Genomic DNA, 12,903 nt, shown 5'->3' with positions numbered 1-12,903 from the left:
CTAGTGCGCCCCGCCGTAGAGCAGCGGCTTGAAGTTGAACGACTTGACCCGATCCTCGTTGTGGCAGTCCACGCAGTCTTCCATGGTCAGTTTGCCTTTGATGAGTTCCGTATCGCCCCCGCTTTCGACATGGTCATAACCGGGACCATGGCAGACTTCGCATCCTGCATCAGCAAGATGAGGCGTTTTTTCGTAACTGACGAATCCTCCGGGCTTGCCATATCCCGTGGCATGACACCCGTAGCAGGTTGCCAGTTCGGCTTCGGACAGGTCTGAAGCCATGATCTTAACAGATTTGTCCGAATGAGACTTCTTGGCGTACTTGGTAAAATTGTCATACTGTTCTTCATGACAGTCCCTGCATGCGGCAGTGCCTACATACGAATTTTCCGCCAGTACGGAAAACGGGCATAACATGCACATCAGCAAAAAGGCACGCCACACATTGAGCACGACTCGTCCTTCCATTCCCCCTCCTTGAACGGATACATTCACCGCAACTCCAGCCCCGCAAAGCTGCACATCATGCCGCTTTTTTCTTTGTATTACTAAAACGTTACATGGAAAACAAAATAGCGTCAACAGCTTGCCCATGATTTCACAAACACACTCACATATCCTCAAGGATCGGTGACAACCCTCCCCGAAAAAGAAAAACAACTGTTTTACCAGTGAGATACAATTTCGTAAAACAAGTACGTTCAGCCGCATCACACGTACATACATGTATGACAAACCAAGAGAACCACGCCTTGAAGAAACAAATTGCCCCGACTTGCCGGATTCCACGTTCAGGTCACTCAGTGCAATCGTTCCCATCACTTCCGCAAACATGCCATAGGGCATGATTTTACCGCGAAAGGCTCGAATCACCTCCCGATGATCCAACAGGATGTCGTTACAAGTTCTGCCAGTCAGCGGCCCCAACCACCTGAAATTTTCACCCAGCGAGATAATCAGCCTCATGACGTCACCTCCATAAAAACACCAAGTACGTACCTAGTTATTTAATTGAGAGCATGGGTAACTCGTAACTGGGTTGAATATGTATTTCTTGAAGCTAATCACTAGTAATTTTCACTGATTTTAAGGGCGCAAGCTAATTACCAACACGTATGCGCCTGCTGATGATATCGACTGGGCAAGGCGGTCGGCCCGGAAATTTACAGTATCCGAAAAATCATGCGTCAATCCGCGCTTATGGCTCTTCAAAATGTCACTGTAAAAGCCGTCATCAGCTTGAAGAGGGGGGGGGATATTTTTAACTGTCTGGAAAAAAGGTTTTCCCTGAAGGCTTCAAGCCCGGCCACCCATGCTGTGCACACGTGGGCGGAGAAAGACACTTACGGACCATCCGCGTTTTTTTCAGTGCAGCCATTCAAAATGAAGCCCCCCGCCGCAAGCGCGACGGGGGGCTTCATTTTGAAAAATACCGGCAAAAATGACGGCGTCTATAGTTCAAGCACAACCGAGGTCTTTTCAGGACGCAGAATCCAGCCAGGACGAAAAGTCCTCGATCTGGTGTTTGACGGAATCCGGACCGGTTCCGCCGGGGACATGCCGTCTGGCCACCGCATTCGAGTAATCAAGGACCGCAAAGACATCTTCGGCGATATCGGCGGAAAAGCGCTGCAGCTGGGCAATGTCCAGATCTTCGAGCCCCACGCCCTGTTCTTCCGCAAAGGCCACGGCCGCTCCCGTGATATGGTGCGCCTGCCGGAAAGGCACGCCCTTGGCCGCCAGATAATCGGCAAGTTCGGTGGCGTTCAGAAATCCGGCCTTTAAAGCCCGCTGCATGCGTTCGCGGTTGAAACCGAGTTCCGAAAGCATGCCGGCCATGATGGCAAGAGACGGCGCGACCGTGTCGTGCGTATCCAGAAAGGGCTCCTTGTCTTCCTGCATGTCCCGGTTATAGGCCATGGGCAGACCTTTCATAAGGGTCAAAAGAGCCATGAGGTCGCCGTAGACCCGGCCGGTCTTGCCGCGCATGAGTTCGGCCACGTCCGGGTTTTTCTTCTGGGGCATGATGGACGAACCCGTGGAATAGGCGTCCGGCAGTCGCACAAAGCCGAACTGCGGGTTGGCCCAGATGATGATCTCCTCGCACAGGCGCGAGAGGTGCATCATGATCAGGCTGCCGCAGAACGTGGCTTCGAGCACGAAGTCGCGGTCCGAGACGGCGTCCATGCTGTTCGCAAACGTCCCGTCAAGGCCCAGGGTCGATGCGACCTGGCCCGGATCGAGGGGATGGGTCGTTCCGGCCAGGGCGGCGGCGCCAAGGGGAGAAACCCTGGTGCGGACCAGCGCGTCGCGAACGCGGTCGTGGTCGCGGCGAAACATCTGGGCATAGGCCAGCAGATGCTGAGCCAGGCTGACGGGCTGGGCCGGCTGAAAATGGGTGCAGCCCGGCAGGAGCACATCCTGATGCTCTTCGGCCCGCTGCGCGAGCATCCCGATCAGCCCGCGCAGGTTCGCGGCCCACTCGTCAAGACACGCAGCGACAAAAAGCCTGAAGTCCAGAGCCACCTGATCGTTGCGCGAACGCCCCGTGTGCAGTTTTTGGCCCGGAGTGCCGACGATCTGGGTCAGGCGCTGCTCGATGTTCATGTGCACATCTTCGAGATCCTGCCGCCAGACAAAAGTCCCGTCCGCGATCTCGGCCCGGATCTGTTCCAGGCCCTGGTGGATGGCATCGCATTCGGACTGGCTGATGATGCCCTGCCTGGCCAGCATGGAGGCATGCGCCATGGAGCCGTCGATATCCTGGGCATGCAGGCGAGAATCAAAGCCCACGGAGCAGGTGTAGCGCTCGACCAGGGGGGCGGTGTCGCCGGAAAAGCGGCCGCCCCACAATTTTTTTTCCTTCTGGGTCGAAGTCATGGCCTAGCCCTTGATCTTGTTCAGAAACGGCTGACGGGCCTGCAGGCGAAGGCCGTGCAACTTGATGAATCCGGCCGCGTCGGCCTGGTTGTACACTTCATCCTTTTCAAAGGTGGCCAGCTCCGGATTGTAAAGAGAATACGGAGACTTGCGGCCCAGAGGATAGACCCCGCCCTTGTAGAGCTTCAGGCGCACAGTGCCGGTCACGGTCTCCTGGGCCTTGTCCATGAAAGCCTGCAACGCTTCGCGCTCGGGAGCGAACCAGTAGCCGTTGTAGACCATCTCGGCGTAGCGGGGGATGAGCGTGTCCCGCAGATGCAGGAGTTCGCGATCCATGCATACCCCTTCAAGGTCACGATGGGCGCGCTGCAGGATGGCTCCGCCCGGAGTCTCGTAGACGCCGCGGGACTTCATGCCCACAAAGCGGTTCTCGACCATGTCCAGACGTCCGATACCGTGCCGTCCACCAAATTCGTTAAGGGCCGCAAGCATCTTCGCGGGGCTCAGGGCCTGTCCGTTCAGGGCCACGGGGTTGCCCTGCTCGAAGTCCAGGGTGATGACCTCCGGGGTATTCGGTGCGTCCTCGGGATTGACGCTCAGCTGATAGGTGCCGGGACCGGGTTCGGACCATGGGTCTTCCAATTCTCCGCCCTCGAAGCTCAGGTGCAGCAGGTTACGATCGCAGGAATAGGGTTTTTCCCGGGTCACAGGCACGGAAATGCCGTTCTCTTCGCAAAAGGCGAGCAGGTCGGTGCGGGAGTTGAGGTCCCATTCACGCCAGGGGGCTATGGTTTTGAGCTGCGGGGCCAAAGCCAGGGTGGAGAGCTCAAAGCGGACCTGGTCATTGCCCTTTCCAGTGGCGCCGTGGGCAACGGCCTGGGCGCCTTCGGCCAGGGCGATCTCGACCATGCGCTTGGCGATGAGCGGACGGGCGATGGAAGTTCCGAGCAGGTAGCCCCCCTCATAGACCGCGTTGGCCCTAAACATGGGGAAAACATAATCGGAGACGAACTCTTCCTGCAGATCCACGACATAGGCCTTGGTCGCGCCGGTGGAAAGAGCCTTGTCCTCCAGTCCGTCCAGTTCCTCGGCCTGACCCAGGTCCGCGGTCATGGTGATGACTTCGCATTCGTAGGTTTTCTTGATCCATTTCAGGATGGCCGAGGTGTCGAGGCCACCTGAATACGCCAACACGACTTTTTCTATCTTGCTCATGAAAGTGCTCCGTTATGCGAGGCGGCAATGCCGCATTAGCTGTAAATCCACTCCAGAATGGCCTTCTGCATGTGCAGACGGTTTTCGGCCTGATCAAAAACGATGGACTGAGGTCCTTCGAACACCGATTCGCTGATCTCCTCGCCGCGATGGGCGGGCAGGCAATGCAGCACCTTGGCATTCGGGTCGGCCAGGGCGAGCAGTTCTTCGTCGACCTGGTATCCGGCAAAGGCCTTTTCGCGCTTTTTCTGCTCCGCTTCCTGCCCCATGGAGGCCCACACGTCGGTGTTGACGAAATGGGAGCCGGCGATGGCCGTCTTCGGATCATCGGTCACAAAGACCTTGGCGCCCATTTTCAGCGCCCGCTCCAGCACCGCCGTATTCGGGGTGTAGCCGTCGGGGCAGGCGATATTGAGCTGAAACCCGAAATATACGCTGGCGTTGATCCATGAATTGGCCATGTTGTTGCCATCCCCGATCCAGGAGATGACCAGGTCTTTAAGATTCGTGGTGCGCTCATAGATGGTCAGCATGTCGCTCATGATCTGACAGGGGTGAAACATGTCCGTCAAAGCGTTGACCACCGGGATGCTTCCGTAGCGGGCCAGATCCTCGACGTTTTTCTGGGCGAAGGTGCGCACGACCATGCCCTGCACGTAACGCGACAAGACGCGAGCCGTGTCTTTCAGCGGCTCGCTGCGTCCCAGCTGGGAATCGGCAGGGGTCATGAAGATCGTGTCGCCGCCCAGATGACGGATGCCGACCTCGAAAGACACGCGCGTGCGCGTGGAGGCCTTCTCGAAAATCATGGCCAGAGTCTTTCCGGCAAGCAGGTCGGAACGGTAATCCGCGTCCTTCATTTCCTTGGCCCGCAGCACCAGACCCATGGCCTCGGTGGCCATCAGACTATTAATCGATAAAAAATGCTTCATGATATCACCCGATCATCCGGTGAGCCGGTTTATGTGTTACGCCATGTTCGCAAAAAAGATGATTCCTACAGACCTTCTCCCCGGTTTGTAAAGAGCACTGTAACAACTCAAAATACAAGAAGAAAGCCAGTGTCAGAACACTGGCTTTCTTTACGGGCGAGAATGACGGGGGACTATTCCTGCGCGGCGTGGCGCGCGAACCCCGCGGCCATGCTCTGGGACAGGGTCCGCATGACCGCGTAAGTCGGATCCTCGGGCAAGCGCCGTGAACTCCGGAACAGGGCAAAATCCTTGTCCGGCGTGCTCTCCATGGTGGCGGCCTGAGCCGCGGACCAGATCAGCCCGCCATCCGGCACCCAGTGAATCTCCACAGTCGCGCCGATGGAAGTCCTGCCGGTGCGCGAGCCCTCGAAATACTGGGACACGTTGCCGCTGACCAAAATATTGGCGCCCCTGGCCCTGGCCTGCGCCATGGCCTCGGCAAGGCCCGGCCACGGTCGTGACGGATCATATTCCATGACCTCGAAGACCCCGCGACCAAGCCACGCGAGCCGGAAGATGTCGGCCATCTCCCTGCCCACGTCCTTGCGCACGGCAATGTCCTGACGCAGGGCAAAGGGCAGAATCAAGGCCCGCAGGCCCGTTTCGGGCAGGGACTGAGGCGTCACCGCCTCGACCAGTTCGCTCAATACGACCGGGGCATCGTCATGGTAGCGGATCTCGCTCAAACTCACATCGACCGGTGAATACGCGCATCCGCAGCAAAGCAGCACGAACAGCATGCAAAATTTCATGGCAGCATCTCCTTGGCAGGGGTTTTCAAGCAAGATAGATACCAAGCTCCACATCAACCGCTACAGGAGAACACCGTGACTGCCCCCGGCGAATCCGCCCTTTTGCGCTATCGCCTGACCCATCAGGAGAGCCTGCTCGGCGTTGCCTACTTCAGCCCTGCACCTGTCGAGCCCCTGACTCTCGAGCAATGTCTGGAGCATGTCCGCCGCACGCCCAACGACGAGTTCATGCGCGCCCACGCCCGTCCCCTTTTGGCGGCCCTTGATCCGCACAGCCTGCGCGCTCTGCACACGGATGCCGATCCTGTCGTCAAGAGCCTCGTTCTCGAAGCCGCGCTCCTGACTCCGGCACTGTCGGACCTGTGGGAACTGCTGAAGACGGAAGCCCAGGCCACGGCGGGCCTGACTCCCCAGATATTCCTGCGCAGCGTGTCCCTGGCCGGCCATGACATCCATGCACGTGCAAGCCGCCTGCTGGCCGCGAACATCTTCGAGCACAGGCCCCTGCCCGGCGACGTGGGCGCCCTTCCGCTCACTGCAGCCCCGGACTCGGACGCAGCCAACCCGGCCGTGATCAAGGCAGCCCTTGAGCCCCTGCCCCCATGCCCCAGACGGCCGGCCCGGCAGACATATGATCTGGCCATGGAGCGGCTCTACGGACTGGGCGTTCTGGACGGACCGGAGATGCGCCACCATGCATCCCTGTCCCCCTGGGGACTTCTGCGCCGCTGGAAATTGGATCGCACGACGCGCAGCGGCAGCTTCAACCATCGCCTGGACGGACTCATGACCAGCTACGGCCGCGGGCTTTGCCTGGAAGACGCGCAAGCCTCCCTGGCCATGGAGATCGTGGAACGCTACAGCTCCTTCGCCGACATCCGGGATCAACACGTTTCGGGCAGCAGGGATGGAGGCGAAATTCGCGTGGGCACCTACAGCGAACTTGGCGACAGGGCGCTGGACCCGAACGCGATGCGCCTTGAAGCGCCCTATGCGGGCCAGACCCTGCACTGGATGACCGCCCACGACAAAAACGGACAGGCCCGGTTCGTCCCGGTCCAGTCCGTGTACCTGTTCACCAATCTGGATGAGATCCGCCTGTTCAGCGGGCTGGGCTCCACGGGTCTGGCCTCGGGGAACACCCCGGAAGAGGCCAAGGTCAGCGGACTGCTTGAGGTCGTGGAGCGCGATGCCGAGGCGGTCAGCGTATTCGATCCCGCGCGCTGTTTCCGGATGCGGAGCAGGGATGACGGGATAAGCCAATTGCAGGAACGGTACCGTGAGCAGGGTATCGATCCGGTTTTTCAGGATCTGACCACGGACCTGGGTGTGCCCTGTTATAAATGCTTCGTGCAGATGCAGGGCGGAGAACTGGTCAAGGCCACGGGGGCGTCCCTGTCGGGCAGCCGGGCGGCGCTCTCGGCGCTGACCGAGACCCCGTTCCCCTTTCCCGGCAAGGTGGCATCGGCGCACGGCCCGGAAAACCTGCCCGTACGCATGCTCGAAGATCTGCCGGAACATTCGGCAGGCTCGGCGCCCGGCGACCTGGCCCTGCTCGAAGCGCTCCTGGAAAGCCGTGGCTACTCGCCGATCTATGCCGACCTGACCAAGCGTGAACTGCGTCTGCCGGTCTTTCGCGCCATTGTACCAGGGCTTGAGATCGTCTCGGATTTCGACCGCTTCACGCGCATAAGCCCGAGATTGTTGCGGGATGTGCTCAGACTGAAGGGAAAAGGCGCCTGAAGGATTCATCCTCATTCAGGCGCACCGAGGCCACGGCCAGTTCCGTCAGCGCGTCCATTTCCGGACCGTGATCGTGCCCCATGAGGTGCAGCAGGCCGTGAGCCAGCAGGCGCACGGTGTATTCGTGGGTGTCCTGGTTGTAGAGCCAGGATTCCCGGACCAGGGTCTCGGCGGACAGCACCAGATCCCCCAGCCAGTCATCCTCGCCGCCGGGAAAACTGAGTACGTTGGTCGGGCCCAGGCAACCCATGAAGCGGCCGTTCAATTCGGCCATTTCCCGGTCATCGACAATGCGCAAGGAGAGCTGCCACTCGTCGAGACCGAAAATTGCGGCCAGCCCCTCGAAAATCTCCATGAGCTCCGGCCCCGACAGAGGAAAACGGGGATCAACCGGCGCGGCCTGGTCCAGATGCAGCATCAGCCCTCCCGCACCGGCGCGACCCGGCGTCCCCTGCCGCGCACGGCCTGACCGGAAGCATCGCCTTCACGCGCCTGCGTGCTCTGTCGGTGCTGGTCATAGGCGCGGACAATGCGCCCCACCAGCGGATGGCGGATGACGTCCGCCTCCGTGAAATGGATCATGGCGATGCCCTGCACATCCTTCAGCACTTCCATGGCCTGCACCAGACCCGACCCGACATGCCCTGGCAGGTCGATCTGGGTGATGTCGCCGGTGACGACGGCCCGCGATCCGTAGCCCAGGCGGGTCAGAAACATCTTCATCTGCTCGGGGGAAGTGTTCTGGGCCTCGTCGAGAATGACGAAGGCGTTGTTCAAGGTGCGTCCGCGCATAAAGGCCAGGGGCGCGATCTCGATGGCTCCGGTGCCGATCATCTCCTGCACCTTGGCGTAATCGAGCATGTCGTGCAGCGCGTCGTAAAGCGGACGCAGATACGGGTTTATCTTCTCCACCAGATCACCGGGCAGGAAGCCGAGCTTTTCACCCGCCTCCACCGCCGGGCGGGTCAGGATCAGACGTTTGACTTTTTTTTGCAGAAACAGGGATACGCCCACGGCCACGGCCAGATAGGTCTTGCCCGTGCCGGCCGGGCCGATGCCCAGGGTCAGGTCCAGTTCACGCAGGGCGTGCAGGTACTCGCGCTGGGTCACTGTCTTGGGGCAGACCGTCTTGCGTGATGAAACCGCGAAAAGCGCTTCCTGATAATAGCTCTTGAGCGGAGTGGACGGATCGCGCAGCATGATGCGCAGGCTCTGCTCGATGTCGCGCTCGAAAAGTTGGTGTCCGCCGCGCACCAGGTCGTAAATCTGGGCGAAATACCGGCAGACCAGGCCGACCATGAGAGGATCTTCGCCAAATATCGAAAGCGAATTGCCACGACTCTCCACGCGCACGCCCGTCATTGTGGCCACGGTGTCCAGATAGGCATTCCCGGGGCCAAAGACTTCACGGGCAAAGTCCGCGTTTTCAAAGGATATTTCCTGAATTTCCATATGTTTCCATGCTCTGGGTGAATTGTTCAAAAATCCGTACCCGCCTCCGGCTCCATTTGCAAATCTCTGCGGACTCCCGTAGAAGCTGACCTTTGATCATCAAGGATTACCAGCAACACAGAGCATCAATTCAGGCCCGCCTGCGGCCAAGAAAATATGAGCACAAAGAGTAGAGAAGAAACCAGCCAGCTGCCGGCCGTCAGGCAGGAAACGCAACTTGCTTTTCAAGAAGCAAAAAGCATGGTGAGGAAAGCTTTCGTGACCGCAATCAAGACCAATCTCGCATTCCTGGCCTGTTCGGGCATGTATGCCTACCGATCCGGGCAGCGCTTCTGGGAACAAAAGGGCAGTTCCTGGTGGGCCAAGTCCCGGGCCTTTTCCAAGACCGCATACCTCGCCCTGCAAGAAGACGCCTTCGGATCCGACATCGTCATCGAGACCCTGGATATCGACCGCATCCTGGAAGAGGGAAAACCCACCCTTTCCATACCGTCCACGCCCGAAGCCGTGGACGATCTGGTGCACAAGAAAAAATCCTAGCCGATTATTGGAAAATTTCAGTAGCCTGCTAGCCGCCGATGGCCGTCATGGTCCTGTCGCAGACCTGATTGTGCTCGCGATCCTGCAGCAGACGATAGCCCAGGGGCTTTTCCGCGTTGGCACGGGCAAACAGGTCGAGCATGTCCTGCATGGTATGCTCCGGATCGCGCAGGATGGAACGCACGTCATATTCCCGGTCTGAAAAAAGGCAGGTGCGCAGCTTGCCGTCAGAAGTGACCCTGAAGCGGTTGCAGCTCTCGCAGAAATGATTGCTGACGGCCGAAATCACCCCGATTCGCCCGGACCCGCCGGAGATCCCGTACATCTTTGCCGGGCCGCTGTTGCGGGACGCTTCGAGCACCTCCTGAAGTGGCACCAGCTTCTCCACCTCGGCGATGATCTCCTCGGCGGGCCAGTAATTCTCACGGCTCCAGCGCGACTGGTAACCGATGGGCATGAACTCGATAAAGCGCACGTCCACCCCGTTTTCACGGGCGAAATCCACGAACCCGGGCAACTCGTCATCGTTGACCCCCTTCAGGGCCACAACATTGACCTTGACCCGCAGACCACCCTTCAGACAGGCGTCGATGCCCGCCCGGACCTGATCATAACCGTCGATCTTGGTTATTTCCTCGAATTTTTTGCGCTGCAGGGTATCAAGAGAAATATTCAGACAGGATATACCGGCCTCCCGCAGTTCGTCGACGCGACCCGCAAGCAGGGTTCCATTGGTGGTGATGCGCAGGTCCAGATCGGGATACTTGGCATGCAGACGCCCCATGAAAGGAATGAAGTCCTTGCGGGCGAAGGGCTCTCCTCCGGTCAGTCGGACCTTCTCCACCCCGGCCTGCCGGGCCACGTCCACCAGCTCGGCCATTTCCTCGAAAGACAGAATCTGTTCGTGCGGGATGAACGTCCATTCATCCTGGGGCCTGCAATACAGACATCGCAGATTGCAGCGGTCGGTGATGCTCAACCTCAGATAACTGACTTTTCTTCCGTGGGAATCGATCAACATGGGTGTACCTCGCGCAAAAGTTGTGGCCGCCAGTAGTATGTCCGGCAGGGCATTATGTAAAGTCAGCGTTGCCCTTCAAGGCGAAGGCTTTCCTCCAGGGCGGGATCGATGGCAGGGCGAACCGTGCGCAGAACCTTGTCCACCCCGACCATTCCCAAGGCCGCGCCTTTTATGGGCCGCACATCCCTGACCAGGCACAGGAGCACCTCGCCACGATCCGCCATTTTCAGATGACTGGCCAGGGCCGCCAGGGCCGCCGCCTCCTGCACGGTCCGCTCGGGCACTTCCTGGGCCGGAAAGTCGCGCTTGACGATGACATGGGCGCCAGGGCCGTCCTGGGCATGCAGCCAGTAGTCGAAGGGACTGGCGGCCTGGGTCAGCAACTGATGATTGGCCTGGGCGCTGCGGCCGCGCACAATGAGGAATCCGTCCGAGGAACGATAAGCCTGGACCTTGATCTTGCGAAACTTGGCGGGAAGCACAATGGGCGCGGGAGCTTTTGCGCCGCGCACGGACTCGGCTTCGGTCGGCGGCATGCCCTGACGAACCGCATCCAGCTCCCGCTGCAGGGCCAGGGCGCGGGCTGCGACGATGCCCAGCCCACGTTCGCCCTTGGCGGCGCGCCCAAAAAAACGCTCCATGTTTTCACGCACCGTCAAGCCAGGATCAAGACGAACCTCCACGTCCTCGCCATGCTCGTCCTCAAGAAGGAGCACTGCCAGCCGGACGTTCCTGTCCAGGCCATGCAGATGCGCCTGCAGCAGAAGCCCGTCGCGACGCTTTTCGACCATGCCCTGCAAGCGCTTGTGATCACCCTGAACCCGCTCAAGGGCGCGCCGGATGCGGCGAATGTTGCGGGCCACGGCGCTGTCTGCACCGGCGTGGACCCGCTCGAGTCCGGCCAGCGTCTGGCCGTGGGCATTCTGCGCAGCCTCCAGAGCGCTGGAACAAGCGCCTCCGTCCCGCAGGGGCCAGAGCCGCACCTGGGGCCGGCCCTGATGATCGAGCCCGTGATAAAAAGTGGACACGGTGCGGGTCCCCAGGCTCTGAAGCAAAGCCTCGGCCTCGGCCGGAGAAACCGATCGCAGGTGATGGCGCAGAGGCGGAGTCAGATGAGGAAGCTCTCGCCACAGCCCCTCCTCGCTCCTGATTCGCTCCAGTTCCGGCCAGACCGGCTCGCTCCCGAATCCGGGCGGCAACGATTCCGTCAGCAACGGAGCCGCCGCGAGATCAAGGATGAGCCACTTGCCTTCACCCGGCGACAATTCAAGAGCCAGTCGTCGCAGAGGCCAGTCCGAAACGAGCCCCAGGACGCGACGCCCTTTAAGCCTTTTGCGCAGCCACATGGCGCGGCCTGAAGGATTCTGGGGATTATCTGGTTTGTGGCGGCTGAGATAGAGAAACGGCGTGGGTTTTGCCGTGCACAGCACAAGATATCCGGCCCGGCCAAGATCCAGGGTCCAGGTATCGGGAAGAGGAGTAAAAACCTTCTCCACGCGCATGCCGACGATGCGCTCAGCCAATTCTTCGGCCACAAAACAGAAAACACTGGCGTCCATGAATTCACCCCAAAAAAAAAACGCGTCCCGCAAACGGCACGCGCTTCAATGAACATTGAGCCTTACGCTACGCTAGTCTCCACGCAAACGCTCTTCCTCTTCCCTGCGGCTCTTGCACTCAATGCACAGGGTGGTCATCGGACGGGCCTTTAAACGCGGAATCCCGATTTCCTCGTCGCAGTCTTCGCAGACTCCGAAAGTGCCGTCTTCGATGCGGTCCAGGGCCTCGTTGATTTTCTTGATCAGCTTGCGGTCCCGGTCACGCAAGCGCAGAGTGAAAGTCCTGTCGGACTCAGCTGAAGCTCTGTCGGCAGGATCGGAATAATATTCCACGTTGTCCGACATTTCTTCGATGGTCGCCTCACCCTGCCGCTGGATATCGTCAATCATCTGAGTCAAATATTCTTTGAAGAACTCAAGGTCTTTGGCTTCCATGATTATTCCTCCTGCACTCCTGTTAACTTAGGGAGAGTGTTTCTATTCATTGAAAAGCAAAAAGTAAAGCCCCTGAACGCTACGGCGCCCTCTCCGCTCCGCCTCAAATCATCTCCGGAAAGATGCCTCCGGCGAACAGAAAACTCCCCCCCTGCACCCCTGACATTTTGAGCACCCTCTCCGCACCACCTCAAGCAGGCCTTCGGGGTTCGGGCGAGGGCTGTCGGCTGTCTGACTGAGCCAGGCATCGTTTGCTTCCCGGCCGTTCGCCGCACAAAGCACAGCAGAAAGCCCAAACCCCAAGGCCGGGAAGCATTACGAGGCCCGCGAAG

The 12,903-nt window shown here is 59.5% G+C and carries 12 protein-coding genes; 2 read left to right on the top strand and 10 right to left on the bottom strand.

Going from position 1 to position 12,903, the window contains the following annotated elements; translation table 11 throughout:
• The 5 genes from CVU60_17425 to CVU60_17405 form a co-directional block, all read right to left on the bottom strand.
• Entirely contained in the window at positions 1 to 468 is a 468-nt protein-coding gene (locus CVU60_17425) for a cytochrome C (protein ID PKN40098.1), read from the bottom strand.
• Positions 469 to 1,479: 1,011 nt separating this feature from the next.
• On the bottom strand, positions 1,480 to 2,880 hold the full coding sequence (argH, locus tag CVU60_17420; protein ID PKN40097.1) for an argininosuccinate lyase: 1,401 nt from the start codon (positions 2,878 to 2,880) through the stop codon (positions 1,480 to 1,482).
• Between the two features lie 3 nt (positions 2,881 to 2,883).
• On the bottom strand, positions 2,884 to 4,095 hold the full coding sequence (locus CVU60_17415) for an argininosuccinate synthase (protein ID PKN40096.1): 1,212 nt from the start codon (positions 4,093 to 4,095) through the stop codon (positions 2,884 to 2,886).
• A gap of 35 nt (positions 4,096 to 4,130) precedes the next feature.
• Entirely contained in the window at positions 4,131 to 5,027 is an 897-nt protein-coding gene (gene argF, locus CVU60_17410) for an ornithine carbamoyltransferase (GenBank protein PKN40095.1), read from the bottom strand.
• Between the two features lie 173 nt (positions 5,028 to 5,200).
• A complete protein-coding gene (locus CVU60_17405) occupies positions 5,201 to 5,821 on the bottom strand; it encodes a hypothetical protein (GenBank protein ID PKN40094.1) in 621 nt (206 codons plus the stop codon).
• A gap of 75 nt (positions 5,822 to 5,896) precedes the next feature.
• On the opposite strand from CVU60_17405, the gene CVU60_17400 reads away from it, so the two are divergent.
• On the top strand, positions 5,897 to 7,564 hold the full coding sequence (locus CVU60_17400) for a hypothetical protein (protein PKN40093.1): 1,668 nt from the start codon (positions 5,897 to 5,899) through the stop codon (positions 7,562 to 7,564).
• Here CVU60_17400 and ybeY read toward each other — a convergent pair.
• Together ybeY and CVU60_17390 are read right to left on the bottom strand one after the other, a co-directional pair.
• Complete coding sequence (gene ybeY / locus CVU60_17395; protein ID PKN40092.1) at positions 7,539 to 7,982, bottom strand: rRNA maturation RNase YbeY; 444 nt, start codon at positions 7,980 to 7,982, stop codon at positions 7,539 to 7,541. The genes CVU60_17400 and ybeY overlap by 26 nt on opposite strands.
• Positions 7,982 to 9,016, bottom strand: coding sequence for a PhoH family protein (locus tag CVU60_17390; protein ID PKN40091.1), 1,035 nt, complete (start codon positions 9,014 to 9,016; stop codon positions 7,982 to 7,984). Before CVU60_17390 ends, ybeY begins: the two co-directional genes overlap by 1 nt.
• Before the next feature lie 156 nt (positions 9,017 to 9,172).
• On the opposite strand from CVU60_17390, the gene CVU60_17385 reads away from it, so the two are divergent.
• Positions 9,173 to 9,556: a hypothetical protein gene (locus CVU60_17385; protein ID PKN40090.1), complete on the top strand. Its 384-nt coding sequence runs from the start codon at positions 9,173 to 9,175 to the stop codon at positions 9,554 to 9,556.
• Between the two features lie 28 nt (positions 9,557 to 9,584).
• Here the strand turns inward: CVU60_17385 and moaA are convergent, their stop codons facing one another.
• From moaA to dksA, 3 genes are all read right to left on the bottom strand, one after another.
• Positions 9,585 to 10,577 (bottom strand): GTP 3',8-cyclase MoaA, encoded by a 993-nt coding sequence (moaA, locus tag CVU60_17380; protein ID PKN40089.1) that lies wholly within the window; start codon positions 10,575 to 10,577, stop codon positions 9,585 to 9,587.
• Between the two features lie 62 nt (positions 10,578 to 10,639).
• Positions 10,640 to 12,169: a DUF814 domain-containing protein gene (locus tag CVU60_17375; protein ID PKN40088.1), complete on the bottom strand. Its 1,530-nt coding sequence runs from the start codon at positions 12,167 to 12,169 to the stop codon at positions 10,640 to 10,642.
• A gap of 39 nt (positions 12,170 to 12,208) precedes the next feature.
• A complete protein-coding gene (dksA, locus tag CVU60_17370) occupies positions 12,209 to 12,571 on the bottom strand; it encodes an RNA polymerase-binding protein DksA (GenBank protein PKN40087.1) in 363 nt (120 codons plus the stop codon).
• Positions 12,572 to 12,903: the final 332 nt, after the last annotated feature.

Source organism: Deltaproteobacteria bacterium HGW-Deltaproteobacteria-18 (assembly GCA_002841885.1).
In the GTDB taxonomy this organism is placed as follows: Bacteria; Desulfobacterota; Desulfovibrionia; order Desulfovibrionales; family Desulfomicrobiaceae; genus Desulfomicrobium.
The sequence above is the reverse complement of the archived record's forward strand: the minus strand, read 5'-3'. Positions and strand labels throughout refer to the sequence as shown.

Excerpts from the sequence above, each read along its gene's own strand:
- dksA (PKN40087.1), bottom strand. The coding sequence starts at position 12,571 with ATGGAAGCCAAAGACCTTGAGTTCTTCAAAGAATATTTGACTCAGATG.
- ybeY (PKN40092.1), bottom strand. The coding sequence starts at position 7,982 with ATGCTGCATCTGGACCAGGCCGCGCCGGTTGATCCCCGTTTTCCTCTG.
- moaA (PKN40089.1), bottom strand. The coding sequence starts at position 10,577 with ATGTTGATCGATTCCCACGGAAGAAAAGTCAGTTATCTGAGGTTGAGC.
- CVU60_17405 (PKN40094.1), bottom strand. The coding sequence starts at position 5,821 with ATGAAATTTTGCATGCTGTTCGTGCTGCTTTGCTGCGGATGCGCGTAT.
- CVU60_17390 (PKN40091.1), bottom strand. The coding sequence starts at position 9,016 with ATGGAAATTCAGGAAATATCCTTTGAAAACGCGGACTTTGCCCGTGAA.
- CVU60_17385 (PKN40090.1), top strand. The coding sequence starts at position 9,173 with ATGAGCACAAAGAGTAGAGAAGAAACCAGCCAGCTGCCGGCCGTCAGG.
- CVU60_17415 (PKN40096.1), bottom strand. The coding sequence starts at position 4,095 with ATGAGCAAGATAGAAAAAGTCGTGTTGGCGTATTCAGGTGGCCTCGAC.
- argF (PKN40095.1), bottom strand. The coding sequence starts at position 5,027 with ATGAAGCATTTTTTATCGATTAATAGTCTGATGGCCACCGAGGCCATG.
- argH (PKN40097.1), bottom strand. The coding sequence starts at position 2,880 with ATGACTTCGACCCAGAAGGAAAAAAAATTGTGGGGCGGCCGCTTTTCC.
- CVU60_17425 (PKN40098.1), bottom strand. The coding sequence starts at position 468 with ATGGAAGGACGAGTCGTGCTCAATGTGTGGCGTGCCTTTTTGCTGATG.